Genomic DNA, 17165 nt, shown 5'->3' on the forward strand with positions numbered 1-17165 from the left:
AGGTCGGTGTCGTGGAGGTTGGTGCTGAGGGTGCTGGTCTGGTTCCACAGGCCCCAGGCGAGGGAGGTCGCGGGGAGGCCGTGGGTGTGGCGGTGGTGGGCGAGGGCGTCGAGGTAGGTGTTGGCGGCGGCGTAGTTGGCTTGTCCGGCGTTGCCGATGAGGCCGGCGATGGAGGAGTAGAGGACGAAGGTGTGGAGGGGGTGGTCGTGTGTGAGGTGGTGGAGGTTGTGGGCGGCGTCGAGTTTGGGGCGGAGGACGGTGTCGAGTTGGTCGGGGGTGAGGTCGGTGAGGACGGTGTCGTCGAGGGTGCCGGCGGTGTGGATGACGGCGGTGAGGGGGTGTTCGGCGGGGATGGTGGCGAGGGTGGTGGCGAGGGCGTCCCGGTCGGCGGCGTCGCAGGCGGCGAGGTGGACGGTGGCTCCGGCGGCCTGGAGTTCTTCGGTGAGTTCGGTGGCGCCGGGGGCGTCGGGTCCGCGTCGGGACAGGAGGAGGAGGTGGCGGGCGTGGTGGTGGGTGACGAGGTGGCGGGCGAGTGCGGTGCCGAGGGTGCCGGTCGCACCGGTGATCAGCACCGTCCCCTCGCCCCAGGCGGGAGCCGTGGGGGCCATGGGGGTCTCGGCCCGGCTGAGCAGCGGGGTGAGGAACTGGTCCTGCCGGTGGGCCAGTTGAGCGTGGCCGAGGCCGAGGGCGGTGGTGACCAGGGCTGAGGGCTCGGTGACCTCCGAAGCCGGGTCCAGGTCGAGGAGGACGATCTGGTCGGGGTTCTCGGTCTGTGCGGTGCGGACGAGTCCCCAGACGGGGGCGTGGGTGAGATCGGTGACGTCCTCGCCCGGCTTCGTCGCCACCGCGCCCCGGGTGAGGACCACGAGCGGGCCTTCCGAGGGCTCGGCCAGCCACTGCTGGACCTCGCGCAGCGCCAGGTGCAGTGCCTCCCGCACGGACGCCGGGTCCGACGCCGCACCCATGGCCGTCAGATCCAGCACCTGCGGTGTGGCCCCCGCATACCGTGCGTCGCCCTCAGGTGTGACGGGAGCCCAGGTCATCCGCAGGAGCCCGTCCCGGTCGCCGGCCCCGGCGCCCGCGCTCGCACCGGCCCGGCGGAGGGCGTCGAGGTCCAGGGGCCGCAGGTGCAGGGTCTCGACGGTGGTCACCGGCAGGCCGGTGGGGTCGGTGGCCGTGAGGGCGACCGTGTCGGGGCTCGTCCGCGAGATCCGGACGCGGAGGGTGGTCGCGCCGACGGCGTGCAGGGTGACGCCGTTCCAGGAGAACGGCAGGACGGCGGGCCGGTCCTCGCCGGCGACCCCGGGCAGGAGCGGGTGGAGTGCCGCGTCCAGCAGGGCCGGGTGCAACAGGAACCGCCCGGCCCGGGCCTGCTCGTCCGCCGGGAGGGCGACCTCCGCGTAGGCGCTGTCGTCCGTACCGGTCCAGAGCCGGGTCAGACCCTGGAACGCGGGCCCGTACGCGTACTCGTGGTCGGCGAGCCGGTCGTACACCCCGTCGAGCTCCACCTCCACCGCATCGGCCGGCGGCCAGGCGCCACCCGGCGACGGGGCCGGGGCCGGGGGCTCGGCACCGAGGGTGCCGCTCGCGTTCAGCGCCCAGGCACCGTCCCCCTCCGGGCCCTGGTCGGCACGGGAGTGGACCGCCACGCTCCGCCGCCCCGACGCGTCCGCCGCCTCCACCAGGAGCTGGACCTGGACGCCGCCCGTCGCGGGCAGCACCAGGGGCGCGGAGAAGGTCAGTTCCTCGACCGCCGGGGTGCCGGTGCGCCCGCCCGCCCACACGGCGAGCTCCAGCAGACCGGTGGCGGGGACGAGGACGGTCCCGGCCACGGCGTGGTCCGCCAGCCAGGGGTGGGTGCGCGCCGACAGGCGGCCGGTGAACAGGTACGCGTCCCGGTCGGCGAGGCGCACGGCCGCGCCCAGCAGCGGGTGACCGGCCGGGGTGAGGCCCAGGCCGCCCGCGTCGGCGGGTGTTTCGGGGGCGTCCAGCCAGTAGCGCTCGTGCTGGAAGGCGTAGCCGGGCAGGGCGGCCGGCCGGGCGCCGGGGAAGACGGCGTCCCAGTCCGGGGACGCGCCCCGGAGGCGGAGGAGGGCCAGCGCCTCGGCCACCGTCTCCGGCTCCGGGCGGCCGCGCCGCAGCGCCGGGGTCAGGACACCGGCCGCCGCCGCTCCCGCTTCCCCGGAGCCCTCGGAGTCCTCGGTGAGCACGGCCTGGGCGAGAGCGGTCAGGACGCCGTCCGGCCCCAGCTCCAGGAACTCCGTCACGCCCTCAGCCGCCAGGTACCGCACCCCGTCCGCGAAACGGACCGCCTCGCGGATGTGGCGGGCCCAGTAGTCGGGGGAGGTGAGCTGTGCGTCGGTGGCGAGGGTGCCGGTCACGTTGGAGACCAGCGGGATGCGCGGCGGGTGGAGCGTCAGGCAGGAGACGATCTCGCGGAACTCGTCCAGCACCTCGTCCATATGGGGCGAGTGGAAGGCGTGCGAGACCGGCAGCAGTTTGGTGCGCGCGCCCCTGGCCCGCCAGTCGGCGGCGACCTCCGCGACCACGTCCGCGTCGCCCGAGATCACCATCGCCCGCGGTCCGTTGACCCCGGCGACGGCGACCCGGTCGCCGTACGGGGCGAGGGAGGCGCGGACCTCGTCCTCGTCCGCCGCCACGGCGGCCATCGCCCCGCCCTCGCGCGCGGCCTGCATCAGCCGGCCCCGCTCGGCGACCAGGACACAGGCGTCCTGAAGGGAGAGGACCCCGCCCGCATGGGCCGCCGTGACCTCGCCGATCGAGTGGCCGAGGAGGTGGTCGGGGACGATCCCGTAGTGCTCGAACAGCCGGAACAGGGCGGTCTCGACGGCGAACAGGGCCGCCTGCGTGAACGCGGTCTGGTCGATCAGCGCCGCGTCGGCCGAGTTCTCCGGGGCGAACAGCACGTCCTTGAGGGGGCGCGGCAGTTCGCCGTCCAGGTGGCGGCAGACCTCGTCGAAGGCCGCCGCGTAGACCGGGTTCGCGGTGTACAGCTCCCGGCCCATGCCGAGGCGCTGGCTGCCCTGCCCGGTGAAGAGGAACGCCGTCTTCCCGCCGCGTCCGGCGCGCGCCCGGGCCACGCCCGGGGCGTTCTCGCCCCGGGCGACGGCGGCGAGGCCGCGCACCAGGGACTCGCGGTCGGGGCCCAGGACGACGGCGCCGTGGTCGAGCACGGCCCGCCGGGTGGCCAGCGCGTGGCCGACGTCGGCGGGGCGCACCGGCTCGGCGGCGTCGAGGACGAACCGCCGCAGCCGCTCCGCCTGGGCGCGCAGCGCCGCTTCGGTCTTCCCGGAGACGATCCAGGGCACGACGGACGCCTCGGACGCGTCGGACGCCTCGGTCCCGGTGCCGGGCCCGGCGGTGCGCGGGAGCGGCCGGGGCTCGGGGGCCTGTTCCAGGACGATGTGCGCGTTGGTGCCGCTGATGCCGAAGGAGGAGACCCCGGCCCGGCGCGGGCGGCCGTCCGTCTCGGGCCAGTCGCGGGCCTCGGTCAGCAGGGCCAGGCCGCCCGCGTCCCAGTCGATGTGGGGCGAGGGCTCCTCGGCGTGCAGGGTCCTGGGCAGGACGCCGTGCCGCATCGCCTGGACCATCTTGATGACGCCGCCGACGCCGGCCGCGGCCTGCGCGTGACCGATGTTGGACTTCAGCGAGCCGAGGTAGAGGGGCCGGTCCTCCGGCCGGCCCTCGCCGTAGGTGGCGAGGAGGGCCTGCGCCTCGATCGGGTCGCCCAGTGTGGTGCCGGTGCCGTGGGCCTCGACCGCGTCCACGTCGGCGGTGGTGAGACCCGCCGTGGCCAGGGCCTGGCGGATGACGCGTTCCTGGGAGGGGCCGTTGGGGGCGGTGAGTCCGTTGCTGGCGCCGTCCTGGTTGACGGCCGAGCCCCGGATCACGGCGAGGACCGGGTGCCCGTTCCGCCGCGCGTCGGACAGGCGTTCCACCAGCAGCAGGCCGACGCCCTCGCTCCAGCCCGTGCCGCCCGCGTCGGCGGAGAAGGAGCGGCAGCGGCCGTCCTCGGAGAGGCCGCGCTGGCGGGAGAACTCCACGAAGGTGTGCGGGCTGTTCATCACCGTCACCCCGCCCGCGAGGGCCAGGTCGCATTCACCGGACCGCAGCGCGTTCGCCGCCATGTGCATCGCGACCAGGGAGGAGGAGCAGGCGGTGTCCACGGTGACGGCCGGGCCTTCGAGGCCGTAGGTGTACGACAGCCGGCCGGACAGCACGCTGGACAGGTTGCCCGCGAGCAGGAACCCCTCGAACTCCTCCGGGGAGGAGGCGAGCCGGGAGGCGTAGTCGTCGTACATGGCCCCGGCGAACACCCCGGTGTTGCTGCCCCGGACCCGTGCCGGATCGATGCCGGCGCTCTCGAAGGTCTCCCAGGCGGTCTCCAGGAGGAGCCGCTGCTGCGGGTCCATGGCGGTCGCCTCGCGCGGGGAGAGGCCGAAGAACTCGCGGTCGAAGAGGTCGGCGTCGTGCAGGAAGCCGCCGTGCCGGGTGTAGGAGGTACCGGTGTGCTCCGGGTCCGGGTCGTACAGGCGCTCCAGGTCCCAGCCGCGGTTGACCGGGAACTCGCTGATGGCGTCGGTGCCTTCGGCGACCAGCCGCCACAGCTCCTCCGGGGTGGACACCCCGCCGGGGAAGCGGCAGGCCATGCCGACGATCGCGATCGGCTCGTCGGACGCGCCGCCCCTCGGCCGCCGCCCGGCGGCACCGGTCGTCACGGGGGCCTTCGCCTCGCCGACGCGCGTGAGCAGGTACGCGGTCAGCGCGGCCGGGGTCGGGTGGTCGAAGACGGCCGTGGCCGGCAGCTTCAGGCCGGTGGCCGCGCCCAGACGGTTGCGCAGGTCGACGCCCGCCATGGAGTCGAAGCCCAGGTCGTTGAAGGCGCGTTCCGGGTCGACGGCGGTGGCGCCGCTGTGGCCGAGGACCCCGGCGACCGTGGTGCGGACCAGGCCGAGGACGGCGGACTCCCGCTTGTCGGCCGGCAGGCCCGCGAGCTGCCGCACCCAGTCGGAACCGGCCGCGCCGCCCGCACTCGCCGCCCCGGCGGCCCGGCGGGGCCGGGCGCGGACCAGGCCCCGGTAGAGCGGGGGCACCGGGCCGTCCCCGGTACGGAACGCGGCCGGATCCAGATGGAGCGGCGCGAGCAGCGGGGTGGCGTCCGTCAGCGCCGCGTCGAACAGGGCGAGACCCAGCTCGGGCGTGAGCGGGACCGTGCCCGCCCGGGCCCAGCGCGCCAGGTCCGCGTCGGTGAGCCGGGCGCCCATACCGTGGGAGCCGTCCCACAGGCCCCAGGCCAGGGAGGTCGCGGCGAGGCCGCGGGCCCGGCGGTGGTGGGCGAGGGCGTCGAGATAGGTGTTGGCGGCCGCGTAGTTGGCCTGCCCGGCGGTGCCGGTGAGCCCGGACACGGAGGAGAACAGCACGAACGCCTCCAGGTCGAGCGGGGCGGTCAGCTCGTGCAGCAGCCGGGCCGCCTCCGCCTTGGGCCGCAGGACGGCGTCGAGGCGTTCGTCGGTGAGCGACTCCACGGTGGCGTCGTCGAGCACGCCCGCCGTGTGGACGACGGCGGTCAGGGGGTGCGCGTCCGGGACGGCGGCGATCAGGCCCCTCAGCGCGTCGCGGTCGGCGGCGTCGGCGGCCACGACGGTCACCTCGGCGCCGAGCGCGGTCAGTTCGGCGGTCAGCGCCTCCGCGCCCGGGGCGTCGGGGCCGCGCCGGCTGCTGAGCAGCAGATGCCGGACGCCGTGCCGGGCCACCAGGTGCCGGGCGACCAGCGCGCCCAGACCGCCGGTCCCGCCGGTGACCAGCACGGTGCCGCCGGGGGTGAGGGCGGGCGCGTCGGGGGCGGCGTCCGGGGCGGGGGACGCGGACGGGGTGGGAGCGGCCGTCCGGGGGGAACGGGCGAGTCGGGGGGCCCGCAGCCGGCCGTCGCGGACGGCGAGCTGCGGCTCGTCGGCGGCGAGGGAGGCGGCGAGCGCGGCGGGCAGCAGGTCCTCGGCGTCCGGTTCGGGTCCGAGGTCGATCAGGGTGATGCGGCCGGGGTGTTCGGACTGCGCGGCCCGGACCAGACCCCAGACCGAGGCGGTGGTCAGGTCCACGTCGTCGGTGGGGTCCACGGCCACGGCGCGCCGGGTCAGTACCGCCAGCCGGGCGTCGGTGAACCGCTCGTCGGCGAGCCAGCGCCGCAGCAGCCGCAGGGTCCGGCGGGCGGGCGCGTGCGCGTCGTCGTCGGTGGCGTCCGCCGCGACGCGGACGAGCACGGTGTCCGCGCCCTCGGCCGTCGCGAACGGGTCCGCCGCCGCCTCGGCGCCGGGCTCGACGGCCGCCGCGGGCAGCTCCGCCCACGCGGGGTCCCGGTCGGCGCCGGCGGCCGGCTCCGGGGCCGTCACCTCGGCCCAGTCGACGGTGAACAGGGCCCCGGCCGGGGCCGGTCCGGCCGCGGCGATGCGGTCCTTGGCGACGGCCCGCAGGGTCAGCGCCTCCACCGTGGCAACCGGCGCGCCGGTCGCGTCGGCCAGGGCCAGCGCGGCGGTGTCCTCGGCGACGGGGGTGAGCGCCACCCGCAACTCGGTGGCGCCGTGCGCGTGGACGGCCGCCCCGCTCCAGCTGAACGGCAAGCGGATCGTTTCACCGCCGGAGCCGGAGCCGGAGCCGGAGCCGGAGCCGGAGCCGGAGCCCGCGGGGTCCGCTCCCGAACCCGAGCCGGAACCCGAACCCGGACCCGAACCCGAGCCGGACCCCCGAGGGTCCGCTCCCGCGTCCAGCACCAGCGGGTGCAGCACCGCGTCCAGCAGCGCCGGGTGGACGCCGTACCGTCCGGCCCCCTCGTGCAGGGCCTCCGGCAGCCGCACCTCCGCGAACACCTCCTCGCCGCGCCGCCAGATCCCCCGCAGACCCTGGAAGGCGGGCCCGTAGGAGTAGCCGAGGGCGTCGAGACGGGCGTACACGCCGTCCAGCGGTTCGGCCTCCGCGCCCTCCGGCGGCCACACCGCGAATCGTTCCGCCGTGCCGGCGGCGGGCGGCCGTGTCTCCCCGGGTGCCAGGGCGCCGCTCGCGTGCCGGGTCCACGGCGCGTCCGCGGGCGCCCCGTCCGGGCGGGAGTGGACGGTGAACGCCCGCTGCCCGGCGGCGTCCGGCGTGCCCAGCGCCACCTGGATCCGGACCGCGCCGCGTTCCGGCAGCGGCAGCGGGGCCTCCAGGGTCAGGTCGGCCACCTCCGGCGCGTCGGCGTGGCGGCCCGCCGCGCCCGCGAGCTCCAGGAACGCGGTGGCGGGCAGCAGCACGGTGCCGCTGACGGTGTGGTCGGCCAGCCAGGGGTGCGCGGCGAGGGAGAGCCGGCCGGTGAACACGGTGTCCTCGCGGTCGGCGAGTTCCACCGCCGCCGTGAGCAGCGGGTGCCCGGCCGCCTCCAGGCCCAGGGAGGCCGCGTCGGTGCGCGGGGTGCGGGAGGGCAGCCAGTAGTGCTCCCGCTGGAAGGCGTAGGTGGGCAGGTCGGTGCGCCGGGCACCGGGGAAGAAGGTGGCGGCGTCCAGCGGCGCGCCGTGCGCGTACGCCTCGGCGACGCCCGCCGCGAAGGAGGCCCCCTCGTCGCGCCCCGCGCGCAGCAGGGCGACCGCGGTGACGTCGGCGTCCTCCAGGGTCCGCCGGGCCAGGGCGGTGAGCACCGCGTCCGGGCCGAGTTCGACGAGGACGCCGGCGCCCTGCCGGGCCAGTTCCCGGGCCGCGTCCGCGAAGCGGACGGTCGCGCGGATCTGCCGGGCCCAGTGGTCGGGGGAGGTCAGCTCCTCCACGGTGGCGGTCTCGCCGGTGACCGTGGAGACGACCGGGATACGCGGCGGTGCGAAGGTGACACCCGCCGCGACCTGACGGAACTCGTCCAGGACCGCGTCCATGTGCGGCGAGTGGAAGGCGTGGCTCACCGTCAGCCGGTGTGTTCGCCGCCCCCGCTCCCGCCAGCCCTCGGCAACCCGCTCGACGGCCTCCGCGTCGCCCGCGATCACCACGGACCGCGGTGCGTTGACGGCGGCGACCGAGACGGAGTCCGCGAGGCCGGTGAGGGAGTCCAGGACCTCCGCCTCCTCGGCCTCGACGGCGGTCATCGCGCCGCCCGCCCGCGCGGACTGCATCAGCCGGCCGCGGGCCGCGACCAGGCGGGCCGCGTCGCCGAGGGTGAGGACCCCGGCGGCGTGCGCGGCGGCGAGTTCGCCGACGGAGTGGCCGGTGAGCACGTCGGGCGTCATGCCGTGGTGCTCCAGCAGGCGGAACAGGGCGGTCTCGACGGCGAACAGGGCGGGCTGGGTGTAGGTGGTCTCGTCCAGCAGCGCGGCGGTGGCGGACTCCGGTTCGGCGGCGAGGACCTCGCGCAGCGGGGTGGGCAGCAGTCCGTCGAAGGCGTCCAGGGCGGCGTCGAAGGCCGCGGCGAACACCGGGTGCGCCGCCCGCAGCCCGGCGCCCATCCGGGCCCGCTGGGCGCCCTGGCCGGTGAAGAGGAAGGCGGTGCGGGCGGGGCCGTCGGCGGTGCCCCGGAGCACGGACGGGGAGTCGGTGCCCGCGGCGAGGGCGTCGAGGCCCGTGAGGAAGCCGGCGCGGTCGGTGCCGAGGACCACGGCGCGCCGCTCGAAGGCGGCCCGGCCGGTGGCCAGGGAGAGGCCGGTGTCGGCGGGGTCGGCGCCGGTCGAGGCCAGATGGGCGCGCAGCCGCTCCGCCTGGGCCCGCAGCGCCGTGTCGTCCCGCGCGGACAGCACCCAGGGCAGCGGCAGCGCCGGGGCGTCGGCGGGAGCCTCGGCCGGGGTCCCGGCCCGGGTCCCGGGGTCCGGTGCGGGCTCCGGCTCGGGGGCCTGCTCCAGTACCACGTGCGCGTTGGTGCCGCTGATGCCGAAGGAGGAGACCCCGGCGCGGCGGGGGCGGCCGTCGGTCCCGGGCCAGTCGCGGGCCTCGGTGAGGAGGGCGAGGGTGCCCGCGTCCCAGTCGATGTGGGGCGAGGGCTCCTCGGCGTGCAGGGTCCTGGGCAGGACGCCGTTCCGCATCGCCTGGACCATCTTGATGACGCCGCCGACGCCGGCCGCGGCCTGCGCGTGACCGATGTTGGACTTCAGCGACCCCAGGTACAGGGGCCGGTCGCCGTCCCGCTGAGCGCCGTAGGTGCCGAGCAGGGCCTCCGCCTCGATGGGGTCGCCGAGCCGGGTGCCGGTGCCGTGTGCCTCGACCGCGTCCACGTCCGCCGGGGCGAGCCCGGAGTCGGCGAGGGCCTGGCGGATGACGCGTTCCTGGGAGGGGCCGTTGGGGGCGGTGAGTCCGTTGCTGGCGCCGTCCTGGTTGACGGCCGAGCCCCGGATCACGGCGAGCACCGGGTGCCCGTTCCGCCGCGCGTCCGAGAGGCGTTCGACGAGGAGCAGGCCGACGCCCTCGGCCCACCCCGTCCCGTCCGCGTCCGCCGAGAAGGACTTGCAGCGGCCGTCGGGGGCGAGGCCGCGCTGCCGGGAGAACTCCACGAACATGCCGGGCGAGGACATCACCGCCGCACCGCCCGCCAGCGCCATGGTGGTCTCGCCGGAGCGCAGCGAGCGGACCGCCAGGTGCAGGGCCACCAGGGAGGAGGAGCAGGCGGTGTCGGCGGTCACCGCGGGCCCGATCAGGCCGAGCTGGTAGGCGATGCGCCCGGACATCACGCTGGGCGCGGAGCCGGTGAGGACGCTGCCCTGGACCGACTCGGGGGCCTCGTCCATCCGGGGCCCGTACTCCAGCGGGCTCGCGCCGACGAAGACGCCGGTGCGGCTGCCGCGCAGCGCCCGCGGGTCGATTCCGGCGCGCTCCACGGCCTCCCAGGCGGTCTCCAGGAGGAGCCGCTGCTGGGGGTCCATGGCCAGGGCCTCGCGGGGCGAGATGCCGAAGAAGGCGGCGTCGAAGGCCCCGGCCGCGTCCAGGAAGCCGCCGTGGCGGACCGCGCTGCGGCCCGGGCGGTCCGGGTCGGGGTCGTACAGGTCCTCGTCCCAGCCGCGGTCCGAGGGGAAGCCGCCGACGACGTCCGCGCCCTCGGCGACCAGCCGCCACAGGTCCTCCGGGGAGGACACCCCGCCCGGGTAGCGGCAGGCCATGCCCACGATCGCGATCGGCTCGGCTTCGGCGGCTTCGGCGGCTTCGGCGGCATCGGCGCGGAAGGTGTCCGTGCCGTCCGCCTCCCCGGTGGTGCCCAGCAGTCCGGCCTCGACGAAGGCGGTCAGCGCCTGGGGGGTCGGGTGGTCGAAGAGGAGCCCGGTGGGCAGCCGCAGTCCGGTGGCCTCGGCGAGTGCGGCGCGCAGCTCGGTGGACATCAGGGAGGTGAAGCCCAGGTCCTTGAACGGGGTGTGCCGGGGAACGCGTTCGCCGGGCGCGTACTCCAGGACGGCGGCGATCCGGGCGTCGACCACCTCGGCAACGGCCCGGGTGCGGTCCGCGCCGGTCAGCCCGGCGATCCGGCGCCCGAGGCCGCCCCGCACGGCGTCCTCGGGGCCGGTCGCCGGCTCGCGGCCCACCGCCGCCGGGGCCAGGGCGAGCGGTGCGCGGCGGGTGCCGTCGAACCAGTGCCGCTGCCGCTGGAAGGCGTAGGTGGGCAGGTCGGTGCGGGCGGGGGCGGTGCCGCCGCCGTACACGGCGGCCCAGTCCACGGCGGCGCCGCGCACGAACGCGGTCGCCAGCGCGAGGACGGCGCTCAGGGCCTCGGGGCGGCCGGCGCGCAGCACCGGCACGGCGGTGACCGCGCCCGCGTCCCGTACGCCGTCGGCGGCGAGGGCGGAGAGGACGCCGTCCGGGCCGAGTTCGACGAGGGTCGCCGCGCCGGCGGACTCCAGGGTGCGCACCGCGTCCAGGAAACGGACCGGGCGGCGCACCTGCTCGACCCAGTAGCCGGGGGAGGTGAGCTGCTCGGCGGTGGCGGGGTCCCCGGTGACGGCGGAGACGACGGGGATCCGCGGCGGCGCGTACGCCAGGGACTCGGCGACGACGCGGAACTCGTCCAGCATCGCGTCCATGCGCGGGGAGTGGAAGGCGTGGCTGACGGTGAGCCGCTTGGTGCGCCGGCCGCGGTCGGCGAGCAGGGCGGCCACGGCGAGGGCGGGCTCCTCGTCGCCGGAGAGGACCACGGACCGGGGGCCGTTGACGGCGGCCAGACCGAGCCGGGCCTCGTGCCCGGCGAGCAGCGGCAGCACCTCGTCCTCGGACGCCTCCACGGCGATCATCGCGCCGCCGCCGGGCAGGGCCTCCATCAGCCGGGCGCGGGCGGCGACCAGGCGGGCGGCGTCCGGCAGGGACAGCACCCCGGCGACGTGCGCGGCGGCCAGTTCGCCGATGGAGTGCCCGGCCAGCGCGGCCGGGCGCAGGCCCCAGGACTCCAGCAGCCGGAACTGGGCCACCTCGACGGCGAACAGGGCGGGCTGGGTGTACCCGGTCCGGTCCAGGCCCTCGCCGTCCGCGACCACCTCGGCGAGCGGGCGGTCCAGCAGGGGGGCGAAGGCGGCGGCGACGGCGTCGAAGGCCGCCGCGTACACCGGGAACGCCTCGTGCAGCTCCCGGCCCATGCCGGTGCGCTGGGCGCCCTGGCCGGTGAACAGGAAGGCGAGGGTGCCGGGTTGGACGGTGCCGCGCACCAGGGACGCGGCCGGAGTGCCCGCCGCGAGGGCGCCGAGGGCGTCGAGCAGGCCCGCGCGGTCGGCGGCGACGGCCACGGCCCGGTCGTCGAAGGCGGTGCGGCGGGTGGCCAGGGCGTGGCCGACGGCGGCGGCCGGGACCTCGGGGCGGTCGGCGGCGAACGCGCGCAGCGTCGCGGCCTGGGCGCGCAGGGCGGCCGTGCCCTGACCGGAGACCACCCAGGGCAGCACGGCGGGGGTGGCGGGCGCTTCGGCGGCCGGCTCGGTGGCGCCCGGGACGGGCGGCTCGGTGGTCGCCGGCAGCTCGGTGGTGGCCGGCAGCTCGGTGGTGGCCGGCGGCTCGGCGACGACCACATGGCAGTTGGTGCCGCCCATGCCGAAGGAGCTGACCCCGGCGACGAGGGGGGCGTCGGGGCGCGGCCAGCCGCCGAACTCCCGCTGCACCGAGAGGCCCAGCTCGTCCAGCGGGATGCGCGGGTTCGCCGTCTCGAAGTTGAGGCTGGCGGGCAGGGCGCGGTGGCGCAGGCTCAGCAGGGTCTTGATCAGACCGGCGATCCCGGCGGCGCCCTCCAGGTGCCCGATGTTGGTCTTCACCGAGCCGACCCGCAGCGGCCCGGCGTCCGGCCCGCGCAGGGCGCCGAGGGCAGCCCCCAGCGCGGCGGCCTCGACCGGGTCGCCCACCGGGGTTCCGGTGCCGTGGAGTTCGACGTACTGCACCTCGTCCGGGGCGACCCCGGCCCGCTCGTACGCCTCGCGCAGCACCGCCTCCTGGGCGGCGGCGCTGGGCACGGTGAGCCCGTCGGCGGGGCCGTCGTTGTTGACGGCGCTCGCGCGGATCACGCCGTGGATCCGGTCCCCGTCGGCGAGGGCGCGGGAGAGCGTCTTGAGAACCAGGACGCCGCTGCCCTCGCCCGGTACGAAACCGTTGGCGCGGGCGTCGAAGGTGTAGCTGACGCCGTCGGGGGAGAGGGCGCCGAAGCGGGACTCGGTGACCGCGTTCTCGGCGAGGAGGTTGAGGTTCACGCCCGCCGCGAGGGCGGCCTCGGACTCGCCGGAACGCAGGCTCTCGCAGGCCAGGTGCACCGCGACCAGGGAGGAGGACTGCGCCGCGTCCACGGTCAGGCTGGGCCCGGTCAGGCCCAGGTGGTGGGAGACCCGGTTGGCGATGATGCCCCGGTTCACGCCGGTCATGGTGTGCTGGGTGATCGCCTCGGCGCCGTGCAGATAGAGCAGGCTGGTCCAGTCGTCGCGCAGGGTGCCGACGAAGACGGCGGTCCGGCTGCCGCGCAGCGCGGCCGGCACGATGCCCGCGTCCTCCAGGGCCTCCCAGGACAGCTCCAGGACCAGGCGCTGCTGCGGGTCGGTCGCGGCGGCCTCGCGGGGGGAGAGGCGGAAGAACGGGGCGTCGAAGTCGCCCACCGCGTCCAGGTATCCGCCGCGCGGCAGGCCCGCGCCGCGCTCGCCGTCCTCGCCGTCTCCGCCGTTCGCATCGGCGGGGCCGCGGTCGGCCGGCGGATCGGTGACGGCGTCACGGCCCGCCGCGAGGAGGTCCCAGAAGGCCGCCGGGTCCGGTGCCCCCGGCAGCCGGCAGGACATCCCGACGACGGCGATCGGCTCGTACGGCGCTCCCGATCCATCGGTGGCCAAGGTGTCGTGTCCGCTCGTCGTCACGTCGGGTGCCCTTTCCCTACTGCGTCTCACAACGGTTCAAGAATGCTTCGCGTTTTCGAAAACCGACCGTACCGCCGGTTGTTTATCCGTCTCTCAGTGAGCGACCACATGGCAGTAATCAGCGGGACGCACAGAAGCGGCGGGTGCATTACCTGGCGGTGGGTGGTGAGTGTTCGCACCCGGGCTAACTTCGGGCGGGAACACTCCGTACCGACCGCCCTGAAACGAGAAAGGCGAGGAAATGGCCGACACCACGCAGAGCCCGGTTCTTCCCAAGGAAATAGAGGAGCACGTCGAGAGCTATCTGGCCGCGTTCAACGCGGGCGACGCCGACGCCGTCAACCGCCACTACACCCCCGAGGCGGTCGCCGTCTGGGAGCCCGGGAACCCGATCAGCGGCGAGGCGCGGGAGAACTTCGCGAAGGAGTTCCTGGCCACGCAGAAGCCGGTGATGCGGGCCGCCGTCCGCGAGTCGTACGTGACCGGGGACACCGCCCTCCTCGTCGTCGACTGGACGATGGAGGTCACCGGCGAGGGCGGTGCCAAGGAGGAGCTCCAGGGCGTCGGGCTCGATGTGCTCCGCCGCCAGGACGACGGCAGCTGGCTGTACGCGGTCGACGACCCGTTCGGCGAGGAGGTCCGCTCGGCCGCGTAACCCCGGCCGGGCCCCCGCCCACGCAGCACCCGCACCACCAGCACGACACGCACCACGGGCACCGCACACCGCACGCAAGAGAACCGCACACAGCACCACCCGCACCACCCGCACCACCCGCACGACACGCACCACGGGCACCGCACACCGCTCGACCCGCACCACCCGCACAGCGAAGGACCGCACGGCTCCGGCTCGTCCCCGGCCGTGCGGTCCTTCGTCGTCGTGTGCGTCAGGCGGCCGGGTCGGCGACCGGGCGGTCGATGGCCATCAGCCAGCGGCCGTCCTCTTCCCGGCGGATGACGTCCGTGCAGGAGCCCTTGACCGGCACGAGGTTGCCCTCCTCGTCGGGCAGACCCAGCTCGAAGTCGACGACGATCAGGGTGACGTCGCCGGCCGTGTAGGAGTGCTTCAGGGTCGAGTTGAGGGTCGGCCCCTTGGCCAGCATCTCCTTGATCGCGCGGGTGCGCTCGGCGCCGGTCAGCGGCTTGCCGGAGAGGTTGGATATGGCGTCGTCCCGGTAGAGGCGGTCGAACACGCCCCCGTCACCGGAGTTGAACGCCTTGAGGAACACGTCGTTCTGGACGTCGGGGTCGTCGGTCAGTTCGAGGTTCCACAGCTCGGCGTCGGTGGTGGTCATGGCACAGCTCCTCTTCGGTTCGATCGGGTTCGATCGGGTTCGGTGTGTGTGCGTGCGTGCGTGGGCGTGGCGCCGGGGCTCAGACGTCCCAGACGCCCGTGGCCGCCGCCTGCTTGGCCCACTCGGAGACATCGCGCGGCGCGCGGCCCAGCGCGTCCTGGACGCCCGTCGACAGATAGGCGCCCTTGCCCTTCCTGATCTGGCCGATCAGGTCGGCGACCATCCGCGCGTAGTCCTCCGGCACGCCCTCGGCGACCAGTTCGGCCACGTACTCGTCGGCGGTGAGCGCCGTGTAGCGGATCTCCCGGCCGGTGGCCGCCGCGATCTCGGCCACCGCCTCGCCGAAGGTCAGCAGCCGGGGCCCGGACAGCTCGTAGGTGCGGCCCGCGTGCCCGTCCTCGGTGAGCGCGGCGACGGCCACCGCCGCGACGTCGTCGCAGTCGATGAAGGGCTCCCGGCCCTCGCCCGCCGGCAGCCGGACCTCGCCGGCGCGGATGCCGTCGAGGAGGATGCCCTCGTCGAAGTTCTGGGTGAACCAGCCCGGCCGCAGGATGGTCCACTCCAGGCCGGAGTTGCGGACCTCGTCCTCGCTGCCGATCAGGGACTTGCCGCCCGCGTCCTCGTTGGTGCGGGCCTGGAGGAGCACGATCCGTCCGACGCCCGCGGCAGCCGCCTGGCGGCAGAAGGAGCGCACGGACTCCTCCGGGTTCCACTCCACCGGCTCGTCGACCATGTCCACCATGTAGACCGCGCCCGCGCCCTTGAGCGCGGGCGCCCAGGTGGACTCGTCGTACCAGTCGAAGCGGGTGTCCCCGGAGCGGCTGGCGGCCCGGACGGCGTGGCCGCCGGCCCGGAGCTGTTCGGCGACCCGGCGGCCGGTCTTGCCGGTCCCCCCGAGTACGAGAATCGGTTTTCCGGTCACAGCTTCATTTGTCATGGGGCCAGTGCAGCATGTCTCCGCCGTGAATTCCACGGTCCTTTTCCCTTTGCGTTCTCGGCGGGGTCTCCCGCCCTTGCAGTGCGCGCGAACGCATCGCCAACAGATCTCTCAGAGGTCGCTAAGGGTTCGGTAATCGGCCGGTAATCGAGTGGTTTGCGGAGGTAAGTGGAACAGGTGATTACCCGGGCGTGACCGGATGCTTGAGGAAATCAGATCCGTGCCGGGTACGTTTCCGTGAGACGTGTCCGGCGTGTGCTGTTCCGCAGCGCTGCGCGCAGTTCAGCGACACGGAACAGGACCAGGATCAGGTGAGTTCCGCGGACCCCCCGCCGAGTGCCGTTCCTGTCCCGACCCCCATGTGACCCATGTGACCGAGGAGGCAGGGTGAGTACGACCGACGTCGCCGGCACGACCGTGCTCGACGAGGTGAAGCGGCTGGTCCCGACGCTGCGGGAGAACGCGCGCGCGTCCGAGGAGCGCCGCTGGATCCTCGACGAGAACATCGAACTGCTCGACAAGGCAGGTGTGTTCAGGGCCGCGGTGCCGGTCCGCTTCGGCGGGCTCGGCCTGCCCCTGGCGGACCAGAACGAGATCATCCGGGAGATCTCCCGGGGCTGCGCCTCCACCGGCTGGGTGGCCATGGTGTGGCTGTCCACCGCCTGGATGGCGACCCTCTACCCCGACCGGGCGCAGGAGGAGATATTCCGGGGCGGCTCGGTGCGGGTCTCCGGCGGCTTCACCCCCGGCGGCACGCTCACGCCCACCGAGGGCGGTTACGTCCTCAACGGCACCTGGCGGTTCAACACCGGCAGCCACGGCGCCGACTGGAACATGACCGCCGCCCATCTGCTGGGCCCGGACGGCGAGATCACCGGCGAGTCCGTCGCCCTGGTGCCGATGGCCTCGATGAGCGTCGCCGACGACTGGCACGTCGCCGGGGCCGCGGCCACCGGCAGCTCCACGTCCACCGCGAAGGACCTCTTCGTCCCCGCGCACCTCGTGGTGGACGCCGAGGCAGCCGTCCTCGGGACCACCGGCGACCGGTCCAACACCGGGGCGGACGGCCGCAACTACGGCATCTACACCCTGGTGATGACCGAGGCGGCGGCCGGATTCCTCGGCATCGCCCAGGCCGCCCTGGAACTCTTCCTCGACCGGGTGCCGGGCCGCGGTATCGCGTACACCAACTGGACCGACCAGAGCGCCCATCCGCTCACCCAGATCCAGGTGGCAACCGCCGCCAACAAGATCGCCGCCGCCGAGGCGCTGGTCGGCCGGGTCACCGCGCTGCTCCAGCGCCGCGCCGACGCCGGCGAGCACCCCACCTGGGACGAGAAGGCCGCGGTGCGCGGCAACACCGCCTACGCGGTGCAGCTCGCCAAGGAGGCCGTCGAGGTCCTGTACACCGCGAGCGGCGCCAGCGTGATCGCCCTGTCGGCGCCGCTCCAGCGGCTGCACCGGGACATCCAGGCGCTCTCGCAGCACGGACTCATGCAGATCACCACCAACCTCGAGGTGCACGGCCGCGTCCTGCTCGGACTCGACCCCGACACCCCCTTCCTCTGACCGGGCCCGCGCCCCGGCGGCGCCGCCCGTACCGGCGGCAGCGCGGAGAGAGCT

At 75.4% G+C, this 17165-nt stretch carries 5 protein-coding genes; 2 read left to right on the forward strand and 3 right to left on the reverse strand.

Going from position 1 to position 17165, the window contains the following annotated elements:
- A partial coding sequence (locus C593_RS0127855) for a type I polyketide synthase (RefSeq protein ID WP_018850612.1) occupies nt 1-13310 on the reverse strand: 13310 nt, incomplete at its 3' end.
- 241 nt (nt 13311-13551) lie between these two features.
- On the opposite strand from C593_RS0127855, the gene C593_RS0127860 reads away from it, so the two are divergent.
- Nucleotides 13552-13965 (forward strand): nuclear transport factor 2 family protein, encoded by a 414-nt coding sequence (locus C593_RS0127860; RefSeq protein WP_018850613.1) that lies wholly within the window; start codon nt 13552-13554, stop codon nt 13963-13965.
- Between the two features lie 232 nt (nt 13966-14197).
- Here the strand turns inward: C593_RS0127860 and C593_RS0127865 are convergent, their stop codons facing one another.
- Both C593_RS0127865 and C593_RS0127870 read right to left on the reverse strand, forming a co-directional pair.
- Nucleotides 14198-14605, reverse strand: a complete 408-nt coding sequence (locus C593_RS0127865; protein WP_018850614.1) for a nuclear transport factor 2 family protein — start codon at nt 14603-14605, stop codon at nt 14198-14200.
- 79 nt (nt 14606-14684) lie between these two features.
- Nucleotides 14685-15542 (reverse strand): NAD(P)H-binding protein, encoded by an 858-nt coding sequence (locus C593_RS0127870; protein ID WP_037747436.1) that lies wholly within the window; start codon nt 15540-15542, stop codon nt 14685-14687.
- Nucleotides 15543-15929: 387 nt separating this feature from the next.
- Here C593_RS0127870 and C593_RS0127875 point away from each other — a divergent pair, with 387 nt between their 5' ends.
- On the forward strand, nt 15930-17111 hold the full coding sequence (locus C593_RS0127875) for an acyl-CoA dehydrogenase family protein (RefSeq protein WP_018850616.1): 1182 nt from the start codon (nt 15930-15932) through the stop codon (nt 17109-17111).
- The last annotated feature ends 54 nt before the right edge of the window (nt 17112-17165 follow it).

This window comes from Streptomyces sp. CNT372 (genome assembly GCF_000377145.1).

What these genes read in the sequence shown, in the direction of transcription:
- C593_RS0127860 (WP_018850613.1), top strand. Translation starts at nt 13,552, where the DNA reads ATGGCCGACACCACGCAGAGCCCGGTTCTTCCCAAGGAAATAGAGGAG.
- C593_RS0127865 (WP_018850614.1), bottom strand. Translation starts at nt 14,605, where the DNA reads ATGACCACCACCGACGCCGAGCTGTGGAACCTCGAACTGACCGACGAC.
- C593_RS0127870 (WP_037747436.1), bottom strand. Translation starts at nt 15,542, where the DNA reads ATGACAAATGAAGCTGTGACCGGAAAACCGATTCTCGTACTCGGGGGG.